15 protein-coding genes are annotated in these 26,923 nt (G+C 39.2%); 9 read left to right on the forward strand and 6 right to left on the reverse strand.

Annotation, left to right across the window (positions count from 1 at the left end; translation table 11 throughout):
• Nucleotides 1-116 precede the first annotated feature (116 nt).
• The 6 genes from V7S79_RS04680 (at nt 117) to V7S79_RS04705 (ending at nt 4,980) form a co-directional block, all read left to right on the forward strand.
• Nucleotides 117-464, forward strand: a complete 348-nt coding sequence (locus tag V7S79_RS04680) for a DUF4296 domain-containing protein (RefSeq protein WP_459489401.1) — start codon at nt 117-119, stop codon at nt 462-464.
• The gene (locus V7S79_RS04685) at nt 461-1,351 is read left to right on the forward strand and encodes a glycerophosphodiester phosphodiesterase family protein (RefSeq protein ID WP_459489402.1); all 891 of its coding nucleotides are present in this window, start codon (nt 461-463) and stop codon (nt 1,349-1,351) included. The genes V7S79_RS04680 and V7S79_RS04685 overlap by 4 nt, the downstream gene beginning before the upstream one ends.
• Nucleotides 1,352-1,357: 6 nt before the next feature.
• Nucleotides 1,358-2,878, forward strand: coding sequence for a GH3 auxin-responsive promoter family protein (locus V7S79_RS04690; protein ID WP_459489403.1), 1,521 nt, complete (start codon nt 1,358-1,360; stop codon nt 2,876-2,878).
• Between the two features lie 4 nt (nt 2,879-2,882).
• On the forward strand, nt 2,883-3,335 hold the full coding sequence (locus V7S79_RS04695; RefSeq protein WP_459489404.1) for a GatB/YqeY domain-containing protein: 453 nt from the start codon (nt 2,883-2,885) through the stop codon (nt 3,333-3,335).
• 74 nt (nt 3,336-3,409) lie between these two features.
• A complete protein-coding gene (rlmN, locus tag V7S79_RS04700; protein ID WP_459489880.1) occupies nt 3,410-4,393 on the forward strand; it encodes a dual-specificity RNA methyltransferase RlmN in 984 nt (327 codons plus the stop codon).
• A gap of 8 nt (nt 4,394-4,401) precedes the next feature.
• Nucleotides 4,402-4,980: a precorrin-2 dehydrogenase/sirohydrochlorin ferrochelatase family protein gene (locus V7S79_RS04705; RefSeq protein WP_459489405.1), complete on the forward strand. Its 579-nt coding sequence runs from the start codon at nt 4,402-4,404 to the stop codon at nt 4,978-4,980.
• 516 nt (nt 4,981-5,496) lie between these two features.
• On the opposite strand, the gene V7S79_RS04710 is transcribed toward V7S79_RS04705, so the two are convergent.
• From V7S79_RS04710 to V7S79_RS04725, 4 genes are all read right to left on the reverse strand, one after another.
• The gene (locus V7S79_RS04710; protein ID WP_459489406.1) at nt 5,497-6,705 is read right to left on the reverse strand and encodes a helix-turn-helix domain-containing protein; all 1,209 of its coding nucleotides are present in this window, start codon (nt 6,703-6,705) and stop codon (nt 5,497-5,499) included.
• Nucleotides 6,706-7,029: 324 nt separating this feature from the next.
• Nucleotides 7,030-7,749, reverse strand: coding sequence for a hypothetical protein (locus V7S79_RS04715; protein ID WP_459489407.1), 720 nt, complete (start codon nt 7,747-7,749; stop codon nt 7,030-7,032).
• A gap of 167 nt (nt 7,750-7,916) precedes the next feature.
• On the reverse strand, nt 7,917-9,635 hold the full coding sequence (locus V7S79_RS04720) for a GMC oxidoreductase (RefSeq protein WP_459489408.1): 1,719 nt from the start codon (nt 9,633-9,635) through the stop codon (nt 7,917-7,919).
• A 29-nt stretch (nt 9,636-9,664) separates the two neighbouring features.
• Nucleotides 9,665-10,273 (reverse strand): gluconate 2-dehydrogenase subunit 3 family protein, encoded by a 609-nt coding sequence (locus V7S79_RS04725; RefSeq protein ID WP_459489409.1) that lies wholly within the window; start codon nt 10,271-10,273, stop codon nt 9,665-9,667.
• A gap of 113 nt (nt 10,274-10,386) precedes the next feature.
• Between V7S79_RS04725 and V7S79_RS04730 the strand changes: the two genes are divergently transcribed.
• Nucleotides 10,387-10,527, forward strand: coding sequence for a hypothetical protein (locus V7S79_RS04730; protein WP_459489410.1), 141 nt, complete (start codon nt 10,387-10,389; stop codon nt 10,525-10,527).
• Nucleotides 10,528-10,719: 192 nt separating this feature from the next.
• Here V7S79_RS04730 and V7S79_RS04735 read toward each other — a convergent pair whose 3' ends face one another.
• Together V7S79_RS04735 and V7S79_RS04740 are read right to left on the reverse strand one after the other, a co-directional pair.
• Complete coding sequence (locus tag V7S79_RS04735) at nt 10,720-11,223, reverse strand: helix-turn-helix domain-containing protein (RefSeq protein WP_459489411.1); 504 nt, start codon at nt 11,221-11,223, stop codon at nt 10,720-10,722.
• An 11-nt stretch (nt 11,224-11,234) separates the two neighbouring features.
• The gene (locus V7S79_RS04740) at nt 11,235-11,573 is read right to left on the reverse strand and encodes a type II toxin-antitoxin system HigB family toxin (protein WP_127804946.1); all 339 of its coding nucleotides are present in this window, start codon (nt 11,571-11,573) and stop codon (nt 11,235-11,237) included.
• Nucleotides 11,574-11,908: 335 nt separating this feature from the next.
• Here V7S79_RS04740 and V7S79_RS04745 point away from each other — a divergent pair, with 335 nt between their 5' ends.
• Nucleotides 11,909-13,051: an ATP-binding protein gene (locus V7S79_RS04745; protein WP_459489412.1), complete on the forward strand. Its 1,143-nt coding sequence runs from the start codon at nt 11,909-11,911 to the stop codon at nt 13,049-13,051.
• Nucleotides 13,052-13,655: 604 nt separating this feature from the next.
• Nucleotides 13,656-26,923, forward strand: a 13,268-nt coding sequence (locus V7S79_RS04750) for an Ig-like domain-containing protein (RefSeq protein WP_459489413.1), incomplete at its 3' end; no start/stop codon positions are given.

Consider the following 26,923-nt stretch of genomic DNA (forward strand, 5'->3'; position numbering starts at 1 on the left):
TAGATTGGATGAATACAAAGGTTAAAATTAGAGATTTAAAATGAAAATTATGGAAAAGTCATGATTTCCAATGAATATTCACAAAAGCTTTCTAATTTGTGTCCAAATTTTTTAGCATGTACAAATATATTTTTTTATTCCTACCCTTTTTGTTTTCATGCAGTGAAACGAAACAATCCTCCACTTTACCAGAAGCCAAAATGATTCAGATTTTGGTAGATATACATTTAACCGAAGGGAAGGTAAATGCGATGCATTTGGGTACGGTAGACTCCTCCTTGGTGGTTTATAATTATTTTGAAAAACAAGTGTTTAAAAAACATGGCATCGATTCTACCCGATTTGTTAATAGTTTAAATGATTACATCAAAGAACCCAAAGCATTCAAAGAGTTGTATAAGAAAGTTTTTGCTCAATTAGACGAACAAAGTAATGCGCGTAATAAGTCGATGAAACCTTTATGAAAAATATTTACCTAGCTATTTTTTTGTGTATGAATATCCATTTAAGCGCCCAAATACCCTTTATTCAAGGCCACCGTGGTTGTCGGGGATTGTATCCAGAAAACACGATTGTGGCTTTTGAGCATGCTTTGGATTTGGGGATTCAAGTCTTAGAAATGGATGTTTGTATTTCCAAAGATGGCCAAGTAGTGGTTTCTCATGAGCCCTACATGAATGCATTGTATGCCAGTTTTCCAGATGGCAATTTGGTGTCAAAAGAGCAACAGGAAAAGCTGAATTTATATCAAATGACCTACGATGAAATCAAGCAATTTGATGTGGGCAAAAGGGGTAATGCCTTGTTTCCCGAACAGCAGAAAATTGCCTGTTTTAAACCTTTGTTGTCAGATGTGCTAAAAATGGCGGAGGCCTTTCGAAAGAAAACGGGAAAAGCGATTTATTATAACATTGAAATTAAATCAGACGAGAAGGAATACGGGATTTCGCAGCCGAAAAGCGTGGAAGAATTTTCTCAACGGGTACACGAAGTCATGCAAAATCAGGTGGATTCAAAGTTCTTAATTTTACAAAGTTTCGATTTCAATGTATTGAAATTTTGGCATCAAAAGATACAAAATGGGCAATATGCTCCCGTTAAACTTTCTGCTTTGGTCAGTCGGAAATCGCCTGAAAATACCCTGAAAGATTTGGGTTTTGCACCAGATATTTATAGCTCCAGTTACACCGCTTTGGATGCATCGGCAGTTGATTTTTGTCATGCCAATAATATCCAAGTGATACCTTGGACAGTGAATGAGCCAGAAGAAATGAAAAAACTCATTCAATTGAAAGTGGACGGTTTTATCACCGATTACCCCAATAGAGCCCTAACAATTAGCCAGCCTTAAACATCCATGTCACTTTTCAATGAAACTTTATTGTGGTTAATGAAGAAGAGAATGCCTCGCATTGAAGCGATGTACACTCGGCCGCATGAGTTGCAGGAGCTATGTTTTTTTGACTTGTTGGCGCAGGCACAACACACGGAATGGGGGCGAATGTACGGATATGGTTTGATCAAAAATTATCAGCAATTTAAATCGACCGTGCCGATTTCCACCTACGAGGAGATTTTTCCTTACATCGAACGAATGATGAAAGGCGAGGAGCAAATTCTTTGGCCAACACCCATTTCTTGGTTCTCGAAATCGTCCGGAACGACCAATGCAAGAAGTAAATTTATTCCTGTGTCCAAAGAATCGTTGGGCGATTGTCATTTAATGGGTGGAAAGGACATGATTACTTTGCTGGTCAATAATAAGCCAGAAACCAAAGTATTTGAGGGCAAAGGATTGTCGATTGGTGGCAGTTTGGCGAGTAATCCCATGAATTCGAGTATGTTGTTGGGAGATGTGTCAGCGGTGGTGATGAAAAATTTACCCATTTGGGCACAGTTGATTCGAACGCCTTCTCTGGATGTGGCCTTGATGGATGACTGGGATCAAAAAATTGAAAAAATGGCTTTGGTAACTTCTCAGGAGAATGTTACAAGTATTTTAGGGGTTCCCACTTGGACCTTGGTTTTGATTGAAAAAATCTTAGAAATAACGGGTAAGAAATCCATTTTGGAAGTTTGGGAAAACTTTGAATTCATGATTCATGGGGCGGTGGCATTTGGTCCTTATCGAGAGATGTTTAAAAAGGAGGTATTTCAAGGATTGGATGTAGGTTTTTTGGAAATATACAATGCTTCCGAAGGGTTTTTTGGTATACAAGATGATTTAAGTCTGCCCGATGAATTGTTATTGATGCTGGATTACGGCATTTTTTACGAGTTTATTCCATTGAATGAAGAAGGAGAGGAGGCCAACACCATTGTGCCACTTTGGGAGGTGGAATTGGGCATTAATTATGCTTTGGTGATTAGCACCAATGCGGGATTGTGGCGCTATAAAATCGGGGATACAGTGAGATTTACCTCTAAATTTCCTTATCGAATCAAGATTACTGGAAGAACTAAGCATTTCATCAATGCTTTTGGCGAAGAATTAATTATCGATAATGCGGAACAAGCCATCGCTAAAGCGTGTTATGCTACTTCTGCTGAATTAAAAGAATACACGGCTGCTCCTTCATTTATGGAAGGGGGAAAAAGTGGAAATCACGAATGGGTCATTGAATTTTCCAAAGCACCCAAAGATTTCCGTATCTTTGCAGAGATGTTGGATCAGACCTTGAGAGAACTCAATTCTGATTATGATGCCAAACGGTCTTATAATTTAGTCTTAGGCCCGCCTATTATTCACCAAGCGCCTACTGGGACTTTTTATGCTTGGATGAAGGAAAGAGGAAAGTTGGGAGGGCAACATAAAGTACCTCGTTTGAGCAATCACCGAGAATTTATAGAGGGGGTTAAATCCCATTTTAAACCATAAAAATATGTCGTTAAAGTTAACAATTGAAAGTGGTATCAAAGATGCCATGCGTGCGAAAGATGCAGATCGCTTAAGAGCTTTGAGAGCTATTAAATCCTTGATTTTATTGGAAGAAACATCGGGTTCTAATTCAGGAGAATTGTCAGCAGATGCTGAAATGAAAATCTTGATGAAGGCTGCCAAGCAACGCAAAGATTCTTTGGAAGTTTATGTGGCACAAAATCGTGCTGATTTAGCGGAAAAGGAGCAAGTGGAATTAACGATCATTGAAGAGTTTTTGCCAAAGCAATTATCGGAAGATGAATTGACAGCCAAATTACAGGAAATTATTGCTTCAGTAGGCGCGAGTAGCCCTGCGGATATGGGCAAAGTAATGGGTGCTGCTACCAAACAATTGGCTGGTTTAGCAGATGGTAAGGCCATTTCTGCTAAAGTAGGAGAATTATTAAAGAAATAATCGTGCCAGAATTAGTAGAAAAACGTGTTGTGAAATCCATTCGTAAATTAAGTTTGGAAGAGTTAAAGCAGGCCATGTTGGAGCAGGGTCAGCCGGCTTTTCGTGCCAAGCAAATCTATGAGTGGATTTGGAAAAAATCGGCACGTTCTTTTGATCAAATGTTAAATATTCCGAAGGAAACGCGTGCTTGGTTAGATGAAAATTATGCCATGCATTGTGTGGAGACTTCCGAAGTTCAAATCAGTAAAGACAGAACGGTTAAATCCAGTTTTGCTTTGCATGATGCGCATTTGGTGGAGGGAGTTTTAATTCCGACGGATGAAAGGGTGACTGCTTGTGTTTCTTCGCAAGTGGGTTGTTCTTTGACCTGTAGTTTTTGTGCCACAGGTTATATGGATCGAAAGCGGAATTTAGAGGCCTTTGAGGTTTATGATCAAGTGGTTTTAATTCGTGATCAAGCGGAAAAAATATACCAACAGCCTTTGACGAATATCGTCTATATGGGCATGGGAGAGCCCTTGTTGAATTATGCCAATGTATTGGAGTCGATTGAGAAAATTACTTCTCCAGAGGGTTTAGGGATGTCGCCCAAGCGAATTACCGTTTCCACGGCGGGCATTGCTAAAATGATCAAAAAATTGGCGGATGATGAAGTGAAATTCAATTTGGCTTTGTCTTTACATGCAGCCAATGATGAAAAAAGAAATCGGATCATGCCGATCAATGAAAGCAATACTTTGGCGGCATTGAAAGAAGCCTTGCTTTATTTTTATGAGAAAACAGCCAATAAAATTACTTTGGAGTACATCGTTTTCAATAAATTCAACGATAGCATAGATGATGCCAGAGAGCTTTGGGCTTTTGCGAAGCAAATTCCTTGCAAGATTAATATCATCGAATATAATCCGATTAAAGAAGCTGATTTTGTGAATGCGGAGGCTGATGCGATTCAACAATTTTCTTCGTTTTTGGAGAGTAAGCGGATGATTGTAAACGTTCGTCGATCGAGAGGAAAAGACATTGATGCTGCCTGTGGGCAATTGGCAGGTAAAAAATAATTTCGAAGATGGAATCCACTAACACCCTTTTTCCTATTTTTTTAAAGTTGGATCAACTTTCTACGCTAGTAGTAGGAGGGGGAAATGTGGCTTTGGAAAAGGTTTCGGCCTTGTTAAGAAATTCTCCACACGCAAAAATCACCATGGTGGCGCCTTTTTTTCGAGAGGAAACGCTCGATTATTTGAAAGATTTCACACAGGTTCAAATTCATCATAGAGGGTTTTTAGAGCAGGATTTGGAGGGCTTGGATTTGGTGATTTGTGCTACGGATAATTTTGCTTTGCATCAAGAAATTAAAGCATTGGCTGCTCAAAAGCATCTATTGTGCAATGTGGCAGATACTCCCGCCTTGTGCGATTTTTATTTAGGATCGATTGTCCAAAAAGGCGATTTAAAGATCGCCATATCTACCAACGGCAAATCGCCCACCTTAGCAAAGCGTATTCGTGCGTTTTTAGAAGATATTATCCCCAATGACATTCAGACTAGCCTTGAGCAACTAGAAGCTCTTAGAAAGCAATTAAAAGGTGATTTTCAGGAGAAAATTAAGCAATTGAATGAGATTACGAAGAACGTTAGGAGGTAAGAGGTAAGAGGTAATAGGTAATAGGTAAGAGGTAAGAGGTAATAGGAATTAGGAAAGAGTGCCATTGTGAAAAGTTATATCCTTTTTAGTTATTAGTTGTTAATTAGTAGAAATAAACTTCTAATACCTCTTACCTCTTACCTCTTACCTCTTACCTTTTACCTCTTACCTCTTACCTCTTACCTTTTACCTCTTACCTCTTACCTCTTACCTCTTACATCCTCCGTGCCTTTGTGTTAACATTCTAACACAAAGAGACACAAAGAATTATTCTTATATGATACTTCCTTATTAAAAAGATAGTGGTAGTCGATGTTGGTTAGGACATTCTAACAATGAACCAATACGAAATTAGATATACGTGAACCTCATGTATCTAATTTTTACCTGTTGAAGGAGCTACAAATTTCGGCATATAATACAAATTCGAGCAGTCCAAAAAATTAAAATGAGTTCCGTTTTGAGAAAAATGAGTTCAGAATTGAGAAAAATCAACGCTCAGTTCTATTTTTCAACTCAATTTTCCATCAATTCTCCTAAATTTTTTGATTTGATGTATTCCAAGGGCGTGGATCCAGTTACTTCTTTGAAAGAAACAAAGAAATTGGTTCTAGAGGCAAATCCTGCTTTGGTCCAGATTCCTTCCATCGACATGGTGGTTAAATCGCCACTTAATAGAATTTCTTGAGCATAATTGACCCTGAGTTTTGTCCGAAGGGTGGTAAATTTAATTTGCAAAATATTGTTGAAGCAATAGTATAAATGATGTTTTTGAATATCTAAACTCGTAGCCAAATCATCGATACTGAATTCCGGATTAACAAATGGCTTTTCATTTTCGAGGTAAGTCATAATGTGATTAGCGACATTGACAAAAGGGTCAAGGGGATCGTCCAAGTCTTTTTTAATGGACTCAAGAGGTTTTTCGTTGCTTGAATTGTTGCTGTTGTTGTTCGTTATTTTGCTTCTATTAATTGGAATTCCGTACAAATGCTGAGGAAATAGGAGCATCATAATCGGAATTAAACTGTAGGACAATGCTGCAAGGCTATTGATGGAATAGGCATTGATTTCATTTTTGGAAGGACTTCCGAAATAATAGTTTTTGGTAATGATGAAGTAGGAAATACTTGTTACACTGGCAATAAAAACTAAGGCATACAGCCATTGTAATGCCTGTTGTTTTTGACCGCTTGGAACATTTTGCTTTTTAAATTTAATGCGGTATTTTGTTAGAATACAAATGCTGGAAAATAGATAAAAAAGGATTAAAATCGAACGTAAAAATATATTAAATGAGCTGGGATACAGCCATGAAATATTGATGGATTTATGCGTATTTGGGTAATCAAATACTATTTTTGCCAATTCTAATTTTTTATCAAAATCTTCAAAATAATAGGGAAAAATGGAAATCAAGGAAATAATTGCGGGAAGAAAATGTAGATAATCCCATTTAGACAAATTTGATTTATCGATCAATGTTCCCCTAACATAAAAAAAGATCATGGGGCCTGATAAATAATAGATCGGAATAAAATGCCCGTAAACAAATGCTAATCCAACAGGGGAATCATGGAATATACAAAAGTAGTGAAGTATACCTGTTAGAGATAGTGGAACCAAAAAACCAGCTAAGTATAAACTCGTTTTATTGATTTGGTAGTTAAAAAGCGTTATAACTAGGGCTAGTATTAACGTGGTTATTGAGACGTATAAAATCATTCAAAGGTCTTATTAAGTAGAATATTAGCATTGAGGTATAAGTTTAAGCTTTATTTAATTCACGAACGGTTGACCAAAATAAGGGAATTCTTTTGTGAGTTCCAAATTTTTTGTCAATATGGGACTGGAGTTAGATAAGAGGTAAGAGGTAATAGGTAAAAGGTAAGAGGTAAAAGGTAAGAGGTAAGAGGTAATAGGTAAGAGGTAAAAGGTAAAAGGTAAGAGGTATTAGAAGTTTATTTCTACTAATTAACAACTAATAACTAAAAAGGATATAACTTTTCACAATGGCACTCTTTCCTAATTCCTATTACCTCTTACCTCTTACCTCTTCCCTAATTTCACCCCCGAAACTCCCCCTAACCAAATGACTCCCACCAAAGCCCAGGTGGCGATTTCTTGAGAGGATGGGGTGTCGATGCTTAATCGTTTGGAGTAGATGCCCCATAGGGCCCAAACGATGGTTAATCCGATGAATGGACCACGTTTTAGATAGACTAGTATCATGCCTAAGGCAATGGCGATGGAAATCATGATTTTGGTCCAAAGAACTTCTGAAATTCCGAAGCCTGTCCAATGGTTTCCTACCAAAGCAGCAGTGAAATTGGCGATTGTTGCTACGCAAATCCAGCCAAAGTAAATTTGAAAAGGAATTTTAACCGCCCAACGAAAAAAGGGACTGGTTTGATCATTGTTTGTTTCTAATTGGATATTGTTTTTGATTAAAATGCCCAATAAAACCAACATAACGGCGACCGAAAGCCATAATTGCTCATAATGCCAAGCACATAACCAGGCAATATTGGCGATGCTTGATAAAGCAAAATTCCACCCGATTCGCTTCACCCAAAAGTCGCTTTTAGCAGCAATACTTTCAGAAAATAAACCGATGGTTTGATAAACCACCCATATCAAGGTATAGGTATAAATGATGCCCCAAATGGAAAAAGTGAAGCCAGCAGGTACAAAATAATTGACGTATAAATCTGATAATTCTCCAGGTGTATGCCCATTCAATGGCAGTTTTACCGATAAAAAATTCATCGTTAATACCGCGATGAAACTGAGGAGGTTGGCTATTCGGAGAAGTTTCATTTTAGTTATTAGTTATCAGTTATTAGTTATCAGTTATTAGTTTTTAGTGCTTAGTTAAGTGACTGTATTCTAATAACTAATAACTAAACACTAATAACTAAACACTAATAACTAATTTACAGATTTCTCTTCTTCAACTCAGAAACCGCGAAATCTGCAGCACGAGCAGTTAATGCCATGTATGTTAGGGATGGATTAACGCAAGAAGCAGAAGCCATTGCAGCACCGTCTGTCATGAACACGTTTTTCACTTCATGAACTTGGTTGTGCTTGTTCAAGACAGAAGTTTTTGGATCACGGCCCATGCGAGCAGTTCCCATTTCGTGGATACCTAAACCGATGTGCGTTTTATCGCTATTGTATTGGTTGATATTTTTGAATCCAGCTGCTTCTAACATTTCTGCCGCATCGTGCATCATGTCTTCACGCATTTTTAATTCGTTTGATCCGAAGCTTGCTTCAAATTCCAATACCGGTAATCCCCATTTATCTTTGGCTGTTTGGCTTAATTGAAAACGGTTGTTTGGATCTGGTAAAATTTCACCAAAACCTCCGAAACCGATGGTCCATGTACCTGGTTTAGTCAAATCTTCCTTGAATTGTGCACCAAAACCATCAGAATTGACTCCACGGCCCCAACCCTCACGGCTCGCGCCACCTTGGTAACCGAATCCACGGGTATATCCACGCTTATCTTTACCCCAGTTACGGAAACGAGGAATGTATAAACCATTTGGACGACTTCCGAAGAAATAATCATCTGCGAAACCTTCTACGGTTGCACTTGCACCCACTCCTAAATGGTGATCCATGATGTTACGACCCAATTGATCGCTATCATTTCCTAAACCATTGGTAAAACGACTCGATTTCGAGTTCATTAAAATAGAGGTTGAGCCAATGGCTCCCGCGTTTACAAAGATGATTTTAGCGTAATATTCTTTTACCGCTAAGGTATTTTGGTCAATCACACGTACACCTTTTGCCTTTTGAGTCGCTTCGTCATAAATAATTTCTGAAACGATGGCATTGTGAACCATGGTCAAACGATTGGTACGCATTGCAGCAGGTAAAGTAGCTGATAGGGAGCTAAAATATCCGCCGTAAGGACAACCACGCATACATTTATTGCGGTATTGGCATTGACCACGACCGATTGCCGTGTGTTGAGGACCTGGTTGAGTCAAGTGAGCCACACGTCCGACAGTTACCGGACGGCCTAATTTTTTATCTACTTGCTCTTTGAAATGTCTTTCAGGAGCTGTCATTTGCATCGCAGGAAGAAATTCACTGTCGGGAAGCACGTCTAAACCTTCTCTTTGTCCAGAAATACCTGCAAATTTTTCTACATACGAATACCAAGGAGCAAGGTCTTCATAGCGAATCGGCCAATCAGTACCTACGCCTTCTTTGGCATTGGCTTCAAAATCTTCTTTGTTCCAACGGTAAGTTTGGCGGCCCCATAAAAGAGATTTACCTCCAGTATGGTAGGCACGAAGCCAATCAAAACCTCCTTTTTTCTCAATGTAAGGGTTTTGTTTATCGTTTTCAAAAAGGTAACGGTGTTCTTCATTGGCTGTATAACCGGTACGCATACCTGCCCAATATTCTTCCGCCGCCATATTGTCTGGTCTACCACGGTGCGCAAAATCCCAAGGATTTTTCATTGCCGTTTCGTAGCCTTCTATGTGCTTAATTTCACGGCCACGTTCTAACACAGCCACTTTTAAACCTTTTTCTGTCAATTCCTTAGCAGCCCAACCGCCAGAAATACCTGATCCCACCACAATGGCATCAAATGTTTGACTTTTTATTGCATCTATATTCAGATTCATGATTTTATTCGATATCGTTTTGGAAAGATTTAGTATTGGAAAGATTTTTGACCTGGTTTTAATTTAGTCGGTTCAAATTTTCCGGGGATTGGTTCATATACAAAAGAGGCGTTAATGCCTTTTTCAGAGGTATAATATCCTAAAAGCGTCAATTCTTTCATCAATCTCCAGAAAGGAACTCCATTGTTTCCTTCTAAGGTTTCTTTGTCGACATTATCACCCACTTTTACCTTGTTCAATTGATACGATTTCATCAATTCTTTGGTATTAGCTTCCAATAATTTCAAAACGGCTACTTGGCCTTCTTGATTCAAAGTTAAAAACTTCGCGTTTTCTAAGTCTTTGACACCTTTCAAAAAGCTATTGTGTTCAGGGGCTTTGTAACAATCTTTTAACATCATTTCGATGAAAGCAGGAACTCCTGCATCGATTGCTCCAGGCGTGGATGTAGCAGGAATAATGTGTTCTGCAACGGCTGAAACTATTTTTCTTTGGGAATCACTTAGGCCAAATGATGCGACATTAAGTGAATGCGATGGATTGGTTTGTGCTCTATCCATGGCTAATAATGTAGGAGCAGTTAATGCACCGCCTAACATCATAGCAATTTTAGAGACCGCATCTCTTCTGTTAATCATGTTTTTCTTGTTAAAATGTTCTAGGTAGATTTCGTTTAAAAGGCATTTTAAACGTTTAAGACAAATGTAGAATTTAGAATTTAGAATTAAAAATTAAGCATGCAGAATTTTAAATGAATGTAGGAAAGAGGAAAGAGAAGATAGAAAAGAGGAGAGAGAAGAGAGAAAAGAGGAAAGAGAAGATAGAAAAGAGGAGAGAGAAGAGAGAAAAGAGGAAAGAGAGAAGAGAGAAAAGAGAACCTTCTGGTGGCTGAGGCCGAGCGAAGCGAGGAGACTCGAAGCCACCTATTGCTTTGTGTCGTTGTGTTAACACTAAGTTCACCAAGTTTTTAAACATTAAGTTTTTCCTCTTTTCTCTTTTCTTTTAAACATTAAGTCATTAAGAAAAATTAAGATTTTCCTCTTTTCTCTTTCCTCTTTTCTCTCTTCTCTCTTCTCTTTTCATTCTACATTTCCTCTAAAACGTGGCGAATTCGTATTTTTTCTTCATTTGGAAGAAAAATGGGAACAAGAGTTTTTAAATTTATATTGAGTAATTGATTAATGATGGTTAGGTCTTTTAAGGTAAATGGTTTTAAACCGTTGATAAGTTCAGACATATGTGTTTTACTCTTATGGCCCAAAATAGTTCCTAAATTTTCTTGAGTTAAACCGATTGATTTTAGTTTTGTCTTAATAGCGAGTTTTCTATTTTCGTAAAAATTCCGCTGTTTTTCCGCGTATGCTTCCGCTTTTTCTGATTCTATTAATTTTAAAAAGTCGATTTTTCGGACATCTTTCCATTCTTTTTGTTCATAATCTTCAATTATTCCTCTTAAAATGGCCCTTTTGGTTTTGAAATTAGCATTTTCCTTAGCCAAAATGCGTAATTTTTTATCAGCTAAAATGGCAATTTCATATTCCAACTCGTTTGCTATAAATCCAGTCTTTATGATTTGTTCTATTTCCATTTTGTTCTGTATTAAATATATCCGAATTTTTTAAGCCAATTTTCAATTGCGTTTTTGTTGTTTTTAAATGTGGAATCATATTCCTTATGATTTCCTGCCCATATAATGGTTGCATCCCCCTCGTCTTCCAACTCAATTAAAATTAATGTTCTATGGATATTTAGGTTAAAAAAATAAAATCCATCAGGATGTACACAATCTGCATCAGCTCTATATGTCTTGATTGAACCATTAGATGGATTAAACGATTCTAAATCATTTAATAATCGATCTATTTCAATTCCCAGTTTTTGGTTCCCAATCTGTTTCTTTTTCAGTTTTAGGAGAATCTTTCGCCCAATTACCCGCATAAATTCTTTTCAAATATACAAAAGTTCGGAAAATAACCGAACTTTAATTAGTGATTTTTTACAATATATACCTTTATTATATAAGTTGTTTGATAAAATTATGAGGTGAAAGAATGTATAATTAAAAATTAAGAATGTAGAATTGAGAATGAAAAGAGAAGAGAGAAAAGAGGAAAGAGAAAAACCGTGTCGTTGTGTTAACACTAAGTTCACCAAGTTTTTAAATATTAAGATTTTCCTCTTTTCTTTTTCCTCTCTTCTCTCTTCTACATTCTCCCAACCTCTTATCTCTTGCATTTTAGGAATCCAATTCCTAAATTGCATAAAAAATTCACATGGAAACAAAAAGAAGAGAAGCGGAAGAAAAGGTTTTGCAAATGGCAAAAGATTTCAAAGCCATCGCTATCGTTGGACCTAGGCAGTCGGGGAAAACCACGCTTGTCAAAAAAATATTTCCAGATAAAAAATACGTCAATTTTGAAAATCCAGATATCAGACAATTTGCTATAGAAGATCCACGTGGTTTTTTATCTAATTATCTGGAAGGCGCAATTTTTGATGAAATACAAAGGGTTCCGCACTTATTCTCCTATTTGCAACAAATAATAGATGAATCCCAAAAAATGGGGATGTTCATTTTAACAGGCTCCAACAATTTTTTACTGCAAGAAAATATTTCGCAAAGTTTAGCGGGTAGAATTGCCTATTTGAATTTGTTACCCTTTACCCTGAAGGAAATCAATGAGCCTGAACTACCTTTAAATGAACTATTATTAAAAGGTTCATATCCCCCTGTTTATCAACAAGCCATCGATACCCAACAATGGTATGCAAATTACATTCGTACCTATGTAGAAAGAGATGTGCGCCTCATAAAAAATATTACCAATCTTTACTTGTTTGAGCGCTTTATCAAATTATGCGCTGGCCGTATAGGGCAATTATTGAATATGAATAGTCTGGCCATTGAATTGGGCGTGGATAATAAAACCATCGCTGCTTGGATCAGTGTCTTAGAAACAAGTTTTGTGGTATTTCGTTTGCAGCCTTATCATCAGAATTACAACAAGCGCATCACAAAAATGTCGAAATTGTATTTTTATGACACAGGACTCGCCTGTAATTTATTAGGCATTCAAACTGCAGAACAACTCGATTTCCATCCTTTCAAAGGAGCGATATTTGAAAACTGGGTAGTCCTAGAATTTTTGAAAAAAAGATTCAATCAGGGAAAAAGCAATAATCTCTATTTTTGGCGAGATAGCGCTGGAAATGAAGTCGACCTTTTAATAGATAATGGGAATCAAATTCTTCCTGTTGAAATTAAATCCGGACAAACCATTACCAATCAATTTTTCAAAGGATTGTTATATTGGAATAAAATAACTGAATCTACTGGCGGTACACTCATCTACGCCGGAACAGAAAACCAAATGCGCTCCCATGAAATGCGTGTGGTGCCGTATAGTGAAATGTAGAATTAAAAATTAAGAATGTAGAATTGAGAATGAAAAGAGAAGAGAGAAAAGAGGAAAGAGAAAAACCGTGTCGTTGTGTTAACACTAAGTTCACAAAGTTTTTAAACATTAAGTTTTTTCTCTCTCCTCTTTTCTCTTTCCTCTCTCCTCTTTCCTCTCTCCTCTTTCCTCTCTCCTCTTTCCTCTCTTCTCTTACCTCTTACCTCAATTTCCGCCTATTTAGTTCCGTTTTCTAAAACGGAACTCATTCACAGTTCCAAAATTCTTTTGTTTTTATCATAAAAAGTAGGTTTGTGTAATTATTTCCATCAGACCATACTGATTTACATCTGTTGGGCTCCTTTTGGAGATTGTGTTAAATAAAATTATATCATCCACACAAGTCAAAAATCATTCCTATATATATAGGGATGTTTTTACTTGTCAATTGAAAACAGCCATGGGCAAATCATTACTGACCAACATCACTTCATCAATCAACAATTTTTTTGGTAATTGGTACAAAGCGCTATTGTCTTCATGTTTCTACATGATCAATATCCTTAGATCTCCTTTCCAAAAATTCCTTTTCAAACTTTCTAGCCCTAAAAGAAAAAATCAGTTCATGGGTTCTCTCCTAAGAACTGTCCTTTTAGCCATCATGATGTTGGGTGCCATACCCACGTTCGCTCAAACAAGCGGCGGCACAGGACCCTCAGATGACTTCGATGGCGATACGATCATCAACTCGATTGACCTCGATGATGACAACGATGGTATTTTAGATACTCAAGAACAAACAGGTTGTTCGCCAGTGGATATCTCTGCGCTGACGTTTACGGGTGGTGCTACTGTTACCAAACCAGCAGCTACATCTGTAAATGTTGCTGTAGCAAATCCATTGGGTTGGAAAAGTTCCTACTCTAACCAAGCTTTAAAATTACCTATTCACTTAGAATACACGACAACGAATCCTGCTACTTATGCGATGATAGGTTTATTACCTGTAGCAGGAGCCAAAACTCCAGACAACTGGACGGATGGTGCCTATAAAGTGTATCATGATGGAGGTGGACTAATTTTTGGAAAATTACCATTAACCACTTGGAATTTTCAAAATGTGGCGTACACTGCTAACCAAAAAATGGAAATGGATATTTCTACTTCAGGTTGGGTGACAGTTAAAAAAGCGGGCGTATTATTATACCAATTCCAAGGTGTGGTTTCTGATTACAACCTTGCCTTAAGTGCTGCAAATAGTGATCGTACTTTTAGTAATATTAAAATTACAACCGCAGATTTCCCTAATGTATGTACTGACATTGATACCGACAACGACGGCACCTCGAACCGTTTAGATTTAGACTCAGATGGCGATGGTTGTAGCGATGGTCTTGAAGCAGGTACTACTACTTCTGTAACAGCTAATTTTAAATTTACGACAACCGTTGGAACCAATGGTTTAGCCGATGCCTTAGAAACTACTGCCGATAATGGTACCTATAAAGGAAGTTATACTTACAACAAAGCCATTGATGCAACCATAAAGGTTTGTTTAGATTCGGATAATGATGGTATCATTGACGTTTTCGACATCGACGACGATAACGACGGAATTCTAGATATTGCTGAGCAAGGCTCATCGTGTACCTATGAGGCTACCGATGTTTCAAAATTAACCTACAATGGTAATGGTACCACCGTATTTACAGGAAATTCTATTTTTACAAATGGTGATTTGTCCAACTGGAAATCGAAATACTCTGATGCAAGTTTTGCATTGCCTATTCATTTAGAATATACCACAAATACTACAGGTTACGGAATGCTTGGTTTACTTCCAGTAAACGGTGTCAAGACGCCAAACGGTTGGGAAGACGGAGCATACAAAATCTACCACGATACAGGTAACCTTTATGGCCGTTTGCCAATTACTTGGAGTTTAAACCTTACCGCCTATACTTCAGGGCAAAAAATGGAATTGGATATCAGTGAAAAAGGCTGGGTAACCCTTAAAAAGGGGGGTGTACAAATATATGCTTTTCAAGGTACAGTATCTAATTACAATTTTGTGATCAGTTCTGTAAACAATAGAACATTTAACGATGTTAAATTAACTTCAAAAACAAACAATGCTCTGTGTCCAGACATTGATACCGATAGCGACGGCACTCCTAACCGTTTGGATTTAGATTCTGATGCCGACGGATGTAGCGACGCGCTAGAAGCTGGTACTACAACCAATAATGCAGCTAATTACACTCATCCATCACCTTATGGTACCAACGGTTTTGCGGATGCTTTAGAGGCTACTGCCGACAATGGTTTATACAAGGGTACTTACCAATATGCACGCGCCAACGAAGCACTCATAAACATGTGTGCCGATGGTGATAACGATGGTGCTGCAGATGAGGTTGATTTAGATGAAGATAACGATGGGGTGTTAGATACGGTAGAGTGCTCTAACGTAAATCCTTATAAAGTCTATGTTTTTAATCGTCCTTTTAGCGGCCATACCTCTAATGTTCCAGTAACCATTGTAGGAAAGAACACGGTTAAAACGACTAACAATCAACAACTTTCTAGCAATGATCTAACGTATGGTAGTAGAACCTGGAGATTACTTTCTTCTGCAGTGTATTCTGATGCCAATAAAAAAATCACGATAAGCATAGAGCCTAATGCATCTACTGATGGAGGTTATGTTCTAGCAGATGCCTTTTTAATTACAGACGGAACAAATACCGCAGTAATTGATAATTCCACCGCAGGAGCGTATGTAGAAACAGGAACTTGGACATCCTACTCGGATGCCACTGCTTATTTAGGCGCAGATAGATACATTATTCCACCTTATGCTGGTAAAAAAGCAACCTTCACTTTCTCTAACATCAGTAATCCAAGTTTAGATTGCGATACGGACAAAGATGGTATTGCCAACTATTTAGATTTAGACTCAGATGGAGACGGCTGTAGCGATGCTTTTGAAGCAGGTACTACTACCGATAAAACCGCTAATTTTAAACATACAACTACCGGAGGAACAAACGGTTTTGCGGATGTTTTAGAGGCTACTGCCGACAATGGCCTTTATAAAGCCACGTATACCTACAGTTATGCTACCAACGAATTCCAAATTGCATGTTTGGATACTGATAACGATACTGTACCAGATTTTATTGATATTGATGATGATAACGATGGAGTAACGGATGCGGTTGAATGTGCGTGGAATTGTGTGGGTACACCAGCAATTATCAACGAAAGTTTCGAATTGCCAGCTACAGGAAACTTCGTAACAAGTGCAACCATGCCAGGTTGGAGAACCACCTCACAAGACGGTCAAATGGAAATGTGGGATAGTGGTGCTACACCTGCTGCTCACGGAAACCGTTTCATGGAATTGAACGCCTATTATCCAGGCTCTCTATATCAAGCCTTGTGTTTAGACCCAGGAACTAAAATTTCATGGTCTATCCAACACCGTGGTAGAAGTGGTACAGACGTAGCTTCGGTTAACTTTGGACCTAGTTTAACCAGCTTAACCCAAGTAGCTACCATGACAGATGGACCAACAGCTTGGGGTACTTATTCGGGTACTTATACGGTGCCTGCTGGTCAAGCACAAACATTATTTGTTATTGGTACGGTTTCTTCATCAGGCGGTGCAGCTTGGGGTAACTTTATTGACGATGTTAGAATTAGCATCATTTCTCCGGCAACGTGTAGAGATACAGACAATGATGGAAAAACAAATAATATTGATTTAGACTCAGATAACGATGGTTGCTCTGATGCATTTGAGGCTGTGACTACCAATTCTGCGGCGGCAAATTATGTTCACACAGGTGCAGTAGGTACCAACGGTTTGATGAACGCCTTAGAAACCACAGCTGATAATGGTGTTTATAACGGTACTTATATGTACAACAATGCAATGAGTGCTGGCCAAAACGATTGTGTGGATACAGACAACGATGGCATTTTAAATGTATTGGATATTGATGATGACAATGACGGTATTTTAGATACCGTAGAGTGCTCAGGCATGGCCTATAAAGTGTATACGTATAACCGCCCTGAGGCTGGTTTTGTTACGAATGTGCCAGTGATTATAAAAGGTATTAGTACGACAAATGCGGTCTTGGATCAGCGTACGAATGCCGTAGCAGGTGCTGCCAATTCGTTTAGTGCTAATGGTGTAACTACGTGGAAATTAGTGGCCGAAAATATCGTGCCAAGTCGTACCAATAGCATTGCGGTTACATTGGCTCCTACGAGTACCACAACGGGTAGTTGGTTAATTGCCGATGCCATGTTGGTAACAAATGGGGTAAACACTATTTTTATTGATAACAATACGACAGGTTATTCTGCAACAGGTTCTTGGTTGTCACAAAGTGTGGCCAATTCGTTCAATGGTAATAACCAATACATTGGAGCACCTTTTACTACTGCCGTAACAGCTACTTGGAACTTTACTGTTCCTGCCGCTACTTGTACCGATACCGATGGCGATGGTACTGCTAACTATTTAGACTTAGACTCAGATGGCGACGGATGTTCTGATGCTTACGAAGCAGGAACTACCACCGATAAAACAGCTAATTTTCAATTTACAACAACGGTTGGAACCAACGGTTTAGCCGATAGCAAAGAAACCACTGCCGATAACGGTATTTACAATGGTACTTATACGAATGATCGTGCCATAAATGCAAGTGTAAATGCGTGTATTGATACCGATAATGACGGTGTTTCTGACTTAGATGACTTAGATGATGATAACGACGGTGTATTAGATACAGTAGAATGTCCAGAAATGGCTACTAATAGTAAATACACGGTGTATACATACAATAGAAGAGACGATACCAATTTACCAACCAACTTACCAGTAAAAATCACAGGTAGTACGGTTACTAATGTGGTCTTGAATCAAAAAGCCGCAGGTACATTTACCTACAGTGGTGTAGCCTGGACTTTATTGGCATCCAGTGTTTCGGCCGATGCCAACAAACAAATTAAAATACAAACATTGCCAGTAACGGGAACCACCAATGGTACCTACTACTTTGCCGATGCGATGTTGATTACCAATGGTACTGAATACTTTATCATTAATGATGCCGATGCAGGCTTTAGCAAAGCGGGTACTTGGAACCCACAACAAACAGGTGTAAGTGGTAATTACTTAGGTAATTTGTACTATGGTAATGTAGCTACAGCCAATACCGCAACTTGGACATTAAATAACATCTCAAATCCTGCTTTCCAATGTGATGCAGATGGCGATGGTATTTTAAACCATTTAGATACGGATAGCGATGGCGATGGTTGTAGCGATGCCTTAGAAGCGGGAACCGTTACATCAACTAGCAGTACCACTGTGGCGGCTCCTTATGGCAACAACGGTTTTGCTGACGCTTTAGAAACAGCTACCGAAAGTGGTCAATACAAGTCGATTTATACTTACCGTTATGCCAATAACCTTGCTATCAATGCGTGTACAGATACCGATAGTGATGGCATTAGAGATGTGTTGGATATCGATGATGACAATGACGGGGTTACCGATGCCGTAGAATGCGGTTGTACAGTTGCCACTACTACTGCCGAAATTATTGCACCAACAGCTATTGTTACCATTCCTACCAACCAGTTTGGTGTAGTAACAACTTCTGATAAAGCATTTAATGGAAGTGGTTTATCATCAGTACCAACTACAGAAGCTTCTTTAAGCAGCATTACACACAGTTCGCCGTCATTAATTTCTAATGCGGCCTACTTAAATGATGGTGCGGGTATTGCCAACGATTGGAAATTTACCTTAGCCGCTCCAGCTGCTATTAAAGGAATGGCCATTTGGATCCCTGGCTCTAATGCGTACGGTGGTGGTGATGCGCCAATGAAAAAATTCATCGTAACTTGGAAAGATTGTTCGGGAGCTAATAAATCTCAAACATTTGATTTAGGTACTCCTTCTCCAAATGCCAAACTATTATATTTTGATGATCCTATTGCCTCAGTATCTGAATTTACTTTCGATATTTTAGAAGTTTGGTATGATCAAGAGCAAGACCAAGGTGCCTCAGATGGTTGGGAAATTGCTACTGCAGCGACTATACCTAGTACCTATAACGTAACCCTAGGTGAAATCCGTTTCATTGGTCAAAAAGGAGATTTCTCATCTAATTGTACAATAGATACAGACAATGATGGAACTCCTAACCGTTTGGATACAGATTCTGATGGTGATGGTTGTGGCGATGCTTTTGAATCAGGAACTACAACTAGCAAAACAGTAACGACTCTTGCAGCACCTTATGGTACGAACGGTTTAGCCGATAGCAAAGAAACTACAGCGGATAATAGTATTTACAATGGTACGTATACGTATAATAATGCAATAGATAGGGATGCTAATATGTGTTTAGACACAGATGGAGATGGTATCGCCAATTCCATTGACTTGGATGATGATAATGACGGCGTATTGGATACTACAGAATGTCCTTCTCCAGGAGTTTCTAACTTAACTCCAAGATTTAATTTACTTAACGGGTCTTCACAAACTAAAACCATAACAGGTTTTCCAGATGAGTTGTATGTAGATATTTATTCCTTGGATAATAACTTTAATTTAAAAGTAAATGGGACAAGTATTGCATCGGTCAATGAACTTAACTTTGACCATAATCCGGCAACTGTTTATACCACTACAACGGCTACAAAAGTAAGTTTACCAAATGGTACCGGTGTACAAGGTGGATCTCCTTGGACTTATCCTAATACAGCAACCAGACCATTAATCAGGGTAAAAATAAGTAAGCTAGGTGTAGTTACGTTGTTAGGTTTAGATGGAACTAATGGTGCAGGAAATTACCAATCGTTACTATTGTCTAACAATGCCTCTTTGGTTAAAGTGCCTATCAATTGGGACGGAACAAATACCATTGTTTTAGGACAAAGTCATGAATGGCCAGCGACCTCTTTAAATGCTGAGTTTAACGTTAATACGATAAATGGAACCTGCGACACAGATAACGACGGTGTGCCAAATACCTTAGATTTAGACTCTGATGGTGATGGTTGTTCTGACGCCTACGAAGCAGGAACAACGACTGATAAAACAGTAACTACTATTCCAGCGCCTTATGGTACGAACGGTTTTGCAGATAGTAAAGAGACTGTTACAGGCAATGGTACGTACAATAGTACGTATCAGTATAGTCGTGCAACAACAGCCAGTATCAATAAATGTACTGATACGGATAACGACGGAATCTCTGATTTAGACGACTTAGATGACGACAACGATGGCGTATTGGATTGGGTGGAACAAAAAGATTGTAAATTCCCACACAATGATCTGACTGCTTTAACATTTAACGGGTCAGCGGCGTTTACTGTAACTAATGCCAATACCATTAACGCTGGAACAACAGCTGCTTGGGCTTCATCTTACTCTAACCAAGCCTTTAAATTGCCTATTCATTTAGAGTATACTACTACAGATGATGCTAATCAGGTGATGTTCGGTTTAATGCCAGTAGGTGGAACTAAAGTGCCTAACAACTGGAACGACGCAGCCTCGTACAAATTTTATCACGCTTGGAACCCTGGGGCTTGGATTTATGGTAAATTCCCTTCAACAACATGGAATTTTAACAATGCCTATGTGGCCAATCAAAAATTAGAAATTGATATTAACGAAACGGGTTATGTAACAGTTACAATAGCAGGTGTCCAAAAATTAGCTTTCCAAGGGGTAGCTTCTGATTACTATTTAACGCTATCGTCTTTACAACCGAAAACCCTTTCAAACATTGTATTCCGTTCATACTCTGTAAATAGAGAATGTGTCGACATCGATACAGATGGCGACGGCACCCCGAACCGTTTAGATTTAGACGCTGATGGTGACGGATGTAGCGATGCATTAGAAGCAGGTACAACATCAGATAAAACAGCTAATTATGCACATCCAGCTCCTTATGGAACGAACGGTTTCGCCGATAGCAAAGAAGCAACTGTGGATAATGGTATCTATAATGGTACGTATACTTACGCCAACTATTCAATCAATAGTGCCATTAATTTATGTAAGGATAACGATAATGACGGCGTATCCGATTACAACGACTTGGATGACGATAACGACGGGGTAGTAGATGAAGTAGAATCGCCAGGTTGTAACTATGTCGCATTTGCTTCAGATGATTTTGGTAACGTAGGGATCAGTACGGCTGTGGCTTCTGCAGGAACATCAAATTTTACAGGTCCTTATGCTTTAAACGCAGGTGATGGTGCACAATTGAGCGCCAGCAAAGTACCAGGTTATACTTGGACTTGGGCAGATAATGTTAGAGGTGCCAATGATGGGCAATATACAATTGTATCCAACCCTCGTTTAGGTGGATTTTTAGATTGGTATAATGTAAACAAAGACCACACTACCGAAAATACGGGTGGTGGAGGAGCCATGTTGATCATCAATGGAGCAAACCCAGGTCAAGTGGCTTATACCAATACCGTTGTTGGTTTAACAGTAGGAAAAAAATACCGTTTCTCTGCTTGGGTGGCTAATATTATTGGTACAAGCACAACTTTTGTAAATCCAGACCTAATTTTGCGCATTAAAAATGCAGCAGGTACAGTAGTAAGTAGCGTGGCTACAGGTCCTGTACTTACGAATGCTTCTTCATTAATTTGGGCTAAATACGATTTAGAATTTGTTGCATCTACTTCAACCATGACTTATGACTTGGTAAGTAATGGTTCTCCAGGTGGAGGAAATGACTTTGCTTTAGATGATATTTCATTGAGCGAGTGTTTTGTGCCAAATACCGATACCGATGGTGATGGTATACCTAACCATTTAGATTTAGATTCGGATAACGATGGTTGTAAGGATGCTGTAGAAGCAGGTACGGTTGCTAACTTGACAGATGCTACTGTGGCGGGTCCTTATGGAAGCAACGGTTTGGCTGATAGCAAAGAAACAGCCACAGACAATGGAATACCGAATGTGAATTATACCTATCCACGTGCCATCAATACCACTTTAAATGGTTGTCTTGATACTGATCAAGATGGAGTTTCAGATTTAAATGACTTAGATGATGACAATGATGGAATTTTAGACAGCGTGGAAGCGCCAGGTTGTAATTACATTAATGTTAGAGAGGAAACTTTTGGTACGGTAGGTATTAATTCGGCATTGGCTGGACTTACTACAGGATATTCAGGTCCACAAGCTCTAAATAGAGGAGATGGAGATCGTTTACCTGCTTCAACTGTGCCAGGTTATACGTGGACATGGCAAGATGCTAATAGAACTATCCCAGATGGACAATATGGAGTAGTTTCTAATCCTCGGTTAGGAGGTTATGTTGACTGGGTAAATGAAAATAAAGACCATACGACTGCTACTACAGGTGGTGGCGGAGCCATGTTGTTAATCAACGGAGCAAACCCAGGTCAAGTAGCGTATACCAATACCTTAAATTATTTAACGGTAGGTAAAAAATTCAAATTCTCTGCTTGGTTAGCTAATGTTTGTAATTCAGCAGGTTGTACAGTTCAGCCTAATTTAATATTACGTATTAAAAATGCTTCAGGTACTGTAGTAGCAAGTGTATCTTCAGGTAATATTCCTAATTCTACATCTAGCTTAAACTGGAGCAAATATGAGCTTGAGTTTACAGCTACCACTACTACCATGACGTATGAGCTAGTAAGTAATGGTTCAACAGGAGGAGGAAATGACTATGCTATTGATGACGTTGTTTTATCAGAATGTTATACTCCTGTAGTAGATACTGATGGAGATGGAATAGCTAATAATTTAGATTTAGATTCAGATGGTGACGGATGTACAGATGCCACAGAGGCAGGTAGTTCAACTACGGCAACTAGCTTAAGTAATTACCCAACAGGTACTGATACGAATAACAATGGTTTGTTGAACGTATATGAAGGCTCAACAGCTGGAAGCATCAATTACACCTTAGATTATTCGAAGGCTACGAATCCAGCTATCAACAATTGTCCTACACCACCAGCAAAGCCAACTGTTTCTGATTTGACGTATTGTCAAAATGCAACAGCAAGTGCTTTAACAGCCAACGGCGTCAGTGGGGCAACTTTCAAGTGGTACTCTACGCTAATGGGTGGAACAGCAAGTTCCACGGCACCTATCCCATCTACAGCCGTGGGAGGAACGTTTTATTATTATGTTTCTCAAACAGTAGCTGGTTTAGAATCAGAAAGAGCTAAAATTACCGTAACGGTAACAGCGGTAGCTACACCAGACGTGATTACTGGCAACAATGCAGTAACAGCAGGTTCAACGGAAACATACTCTGTGCCAGCAGTTACAGGGGCAACCTCGTATGTTTGGACCTTGCCAATTGGCTGGACGGGTACGTCTACCACCAACAGTATTACAGTTACTGTGGGTACAAATACCAATGGTACGGTATCCGTAAAAGCAGTAATTGGAACATGTGCAAGTGATGTTTCTTCATTGACAATAGGTACTATTTCAGCATCTGTAGATTCGGATAGCGATGGTATTCCTGATTCCATTGAATTGGGTACAGGAACTACTCCATTAGATACAGATGGAGATGGTACACCTGACTTCCAAGATACAGACTCGGACAATGATGGTATTTTAGATTCTGTAGAAAAAGGAACGGGTACTACACCGGTAGATACGGATGGAGATGGTACACCTGACTTCTTAGACACAGACTCAGACAACGACGGTATTTTAGATAGCGTTGAAAAAGGCACAGGAACCACACCAGTAGACACAGATGGAGATGGAACACCTGATTTCCAAGACACAGACTCAGACAACGATGGTATTCCAGATTCAGTAGAAAAAGGAACCGGAACTACACCAGTAGACACGGATGGTGATGGAACACCTGATTATATAGACACAGATTCAGATAATGACGGTATTTTAGATAGCGTTGAAAAAGGAACCGGAACTACACCAGTAGACACAGATGGTGATGGTACACCTGATTACAGAGATACAGACTCTGACAACGACGGTATTTTAGATAGCGTTGAAAAAGGAACCGGAACTACACCAGTAGACACAGATGGTGATGGTACACCTGATTTCCAAGATACTGATTCTGATAATGATGGTATTTTAGATTCTGTTGAAAAAGGAGCTAATGGGGCAAGCCCATTAGATACGGATGGAGACGGTACGCCAGATTATTTGGATACAGATTCAGACAACGATGGTATTCCAGATTCAGTAGAAAAAGGAACGGGAACTACACCATTAGATACGGATGGTGATGGTATTCCAGATTACAGAGATACAGATTCCGATAACGATGGTATCCTAGATTCAGTAGAAAAAGGAACGGGAACTACGCCATTAGATACGGATGGTGACGGTACACCAGATTACCGAGATACGGATTCTGATAACGATGGTATCCTAGATTCAGTAGAAAAAGGAACGGGAACTACACCATTAGATACAGATGGAGATGGTACGCCAGACTTCCAAGATACGGATTCAGATAATGATGGTATCCCAGATTCAGTAGAAAAAGGAACAGGAACTACTCCGTTGGATACGGACGGAGATGGTACACCAGATTACCGAGATACGGATTCAGATGGAGATGGTATTTTAGATTCGGTAGAAGATGCTGGATGTACAGGTACAGCACCATGTACTCCAACGGATACAGACGGTGATGGTACACCAAATTATTTGGATGTAGATTCAGACGGAGATGGTATACCAGATGCTGTTGAAAAAGGAACGGGTACAACGCCAGTAGATACGGATGGAGATGGTACACCAGATTATTTGGATACAGATTCAGACGGAGATGGTATTTTAGATTCGTTAGAAGATGTTGGATGTACAGGAACAGCACCATGTACCCCAACAGACACAGACGGAGACGGTATACCAAATTACCGTGATTTAGATTCTGACGGAGATGGTATTCCAGATTCCATAGAAAAAGGTACTGGAACAACTCCAGTAGACACAGATGGAGATGGTATACCAGATTATTTGGATACAGATTCAGATGGAGATGGTATTTTAGATTCGGTAGAAGATGCTGGATGTACAGGTACAGCACCATGTACCCCAACGGATACAGATGGAGACGGTATACCAAATTACCTTGACTTAGATTCAGATGGAGATCTTAAATTAGATAACCAAGAAGGAGTAGCAGATACAGATGGAGATGGTAATCCTAACTATACGGATACCGATTCAGATGGTGATGGTGTATTAGATAGCGTAGACCAATGTCCACTAATTGTAGGTACATCTGCAATGAATGGTTGTCCATCTGATTTTGATGGGGACGGTTTAGATGACACCAATGATTTAGACGACGACAATGATGGTATTTTAGACAGTGTAGAAGCAGCAGCTTGTACTCCAACTGACCCTAATTGTGATACAGATGCAGACGGAATTCCGAATCGTATTGATTCAGATTCAGACAATGATGGTATTTCAGATGTGTTAGAAGCAGGAGGAACAGATACGAATGGTGATGGTAAGGTAGATGGAGGAGTAGATGCCAATGGTGTTCCATTATCAGCTAACGGTGGATTAACGCCACCAAACACCGATGGAACAGGTGGGGCTAATCCGTATGACCTAGATTCAGACGGAGACGGCATTTCAGATTCAATTGAAAAAGGAACTGGAACGACCCCAGTAGACACGGACGGAGATGGTACACCTGATTATTTGGATTTAGATTCAGATGGTGATGGTATTCTAGATTCAGTGGAAAAAGGAACGGGTTCTACGGGAGTGGTAGATTCAGATGGAGATGGTATACCGAATTACCGCGACTTAGATTCAGATGGTGATGGTATCCCAGATTCTGTAGAAAAAGGAACGGGTACTACACCAGTAGATACGGATGGAGATGGTACTCCAGATTATTTGGATACAGATTCAGACGGTGATGGTATTCCAGATTCACTAGAAGATGCTGGATGTACAGGAACAGCACCATGTACTCCAACAGATACGGATGGCGATGGTACACCAAATTATTTGGATCTTGATTCAGATGGCGATGGTATTCCAGATTCAGTAGAAAAAGGAGCTAATGGGGCAAGCCCATTAGATACGGATGGTGATGGTACGCCAGATTATTTGGATACAGATTCAGACGGTGATGGTATTCCTGATTCAGTAGAAAAAGGAACGGGAACTACACCATTAGATACGGATGGAGACGGAATTCCAGATTATAGAGATACGGATTCTGATAACGATGGTATCCTAGATTCAGTAGAAAAAGGAACGGGAACTACACCATTAGATACGGATGGAGACGGTACACCAGATTACCGAGATACGGATTCTGATAACGATGGTATCCTAGATTCATTAGAAAAAGGAACGGGAACTACGCCATTAGATACGGATGGAGACGGTACACCAGATTACCGAGATACGGATTCTGACAACGATGGTATTTTAGATAGCGTTGAAAAAGGAACAGGAACTACACCATTAGACACAGATGGCGATGGAACACCTGATTACCGAGATACGGATTCAGATGGTGACGGTATTTTAGATAGCGTTGAAAAAGGAACAGGAACTACACCATTAGACACAGATGGCGATGGAACACCTGATTTCCAAGACACAGATTCAGATAACGACGGTATTTTAGATAGCGTTGAAAAAGGAACAGGAACTACTCCGTTGGATACGGATGGCGATGGTACGCCAGATTACCGAGATACGGATTCTGATAACGATGGTATCCTAGATTCAGTAGAAAAAGGAACGGGAACTACTCCTTTGGATACGGATGGAGATGGTACGCCAGACTTCCAAGATACTGC

The organism is Aquirufa sp. ROCK-SH2 (assembly GCF_054558315.1).

Excerpts from the sequence above, each read along its gene's own strand:
- V7S79_RS04715 (WP_459489407.1), bottom strand. The coding sequence starts at position 7,749 with ATGAATTTTTTATCGGTAAAACTGCCATTGAATGGGCATACACCTGGA.
- V7S79_RS04735 (WP_459489411.1), bottom strand. The coding sequence starts at position 11,223 with ATGGAAATAGAACAAATCATAAAGACTGGATTTATAGCAAACGAGTTG.
- V7S79_RS04730 (WP_459489410.1), top strand. The coding sequence starts at position 10,387 with ATGAATGTAGGAAAGAGGAAAGAGAAGATAGAAAAGAGGAGAGAGAAG.
- V7S79_RS04740 (WP_127804946.1), bottom strand. The coding sequence starts at position 11,573 with ATGCGGGTAATTGGGCGAAAGATTCTCCTAAAACTGAAAAAGAAACAG.
- V7S79_RS04690 (WP_459489403.1), top strand. The coding sequence starts at position 1,358 with ATGTCACTTTTCAATGAAACTTTATTGTGGTTAATGAAGAAGAGAATG.
- V7S79_RS04720 (WP_459489408.1), bottom strand. The coding sequence starts at position 9,635 with ATGAATCTGAATATAGATGCAATAAAAAGTCAAACATTTGATGCCATT.
- V7S79_RS04745 (WP_459489412.1), top strand. The coding sequence starts at position 11,909 with ATGGAAACAAAAAGAAGAGAAGCGGAAGAAAAGGTTTTGCAAATGGCA.
- V7S79_RS04680 (WP_459489401.1), top strand. The coding sequence starts at position 117 with ATGTACAAATATATTTTTTTATTCCTACCCTTTTTGTTTTCATGCAGT.
- V7S79_RS04705 (WP_459489405.1), top strand. The coding sequence starts at position 4,402 with ATGGAATCCACTAACACCCTTTTTCCTATTTTTTTAAAGTTGGATCAA.
- V7S79_RS04725 (WP_459489409.1), bottom strand. The coding sequence starts at position 10,273 with ATGATTAACAGAAGAGATGCGGTCTCTAAAATTGCTATGATGTTAGGC.
- V7S79_RS04695 (WP_459489404.1), top strand. The coding sequence starts at position 2,883 with ATGTCGTTAAAGTTAACAATTGAAAGTGGTATCAAAGATGCCATGCGT.
- V7S79_RS04685 (WP_459489402.1), top strand. The coding sequence starts at position 461 with ATGAAAAATATTTACCTAGCTATTTTTTTGTGTATGAATATCCATTTA.
- V7S79_RS04710 (WP_459489406.1), bottom strand. The coding sequence starts at position 6,705 with ATGATTTTATACGTCTCAATAACCACGTTAATACTAGCCCTAGTTATA.
- rlmN (WP_459489880.1), top strand. The coding sequence starts at position 3,410 with ATGTTGGAGCAGGGTCAGCCGGCTTTTCGTGCCAAGCAAATCTATGAG.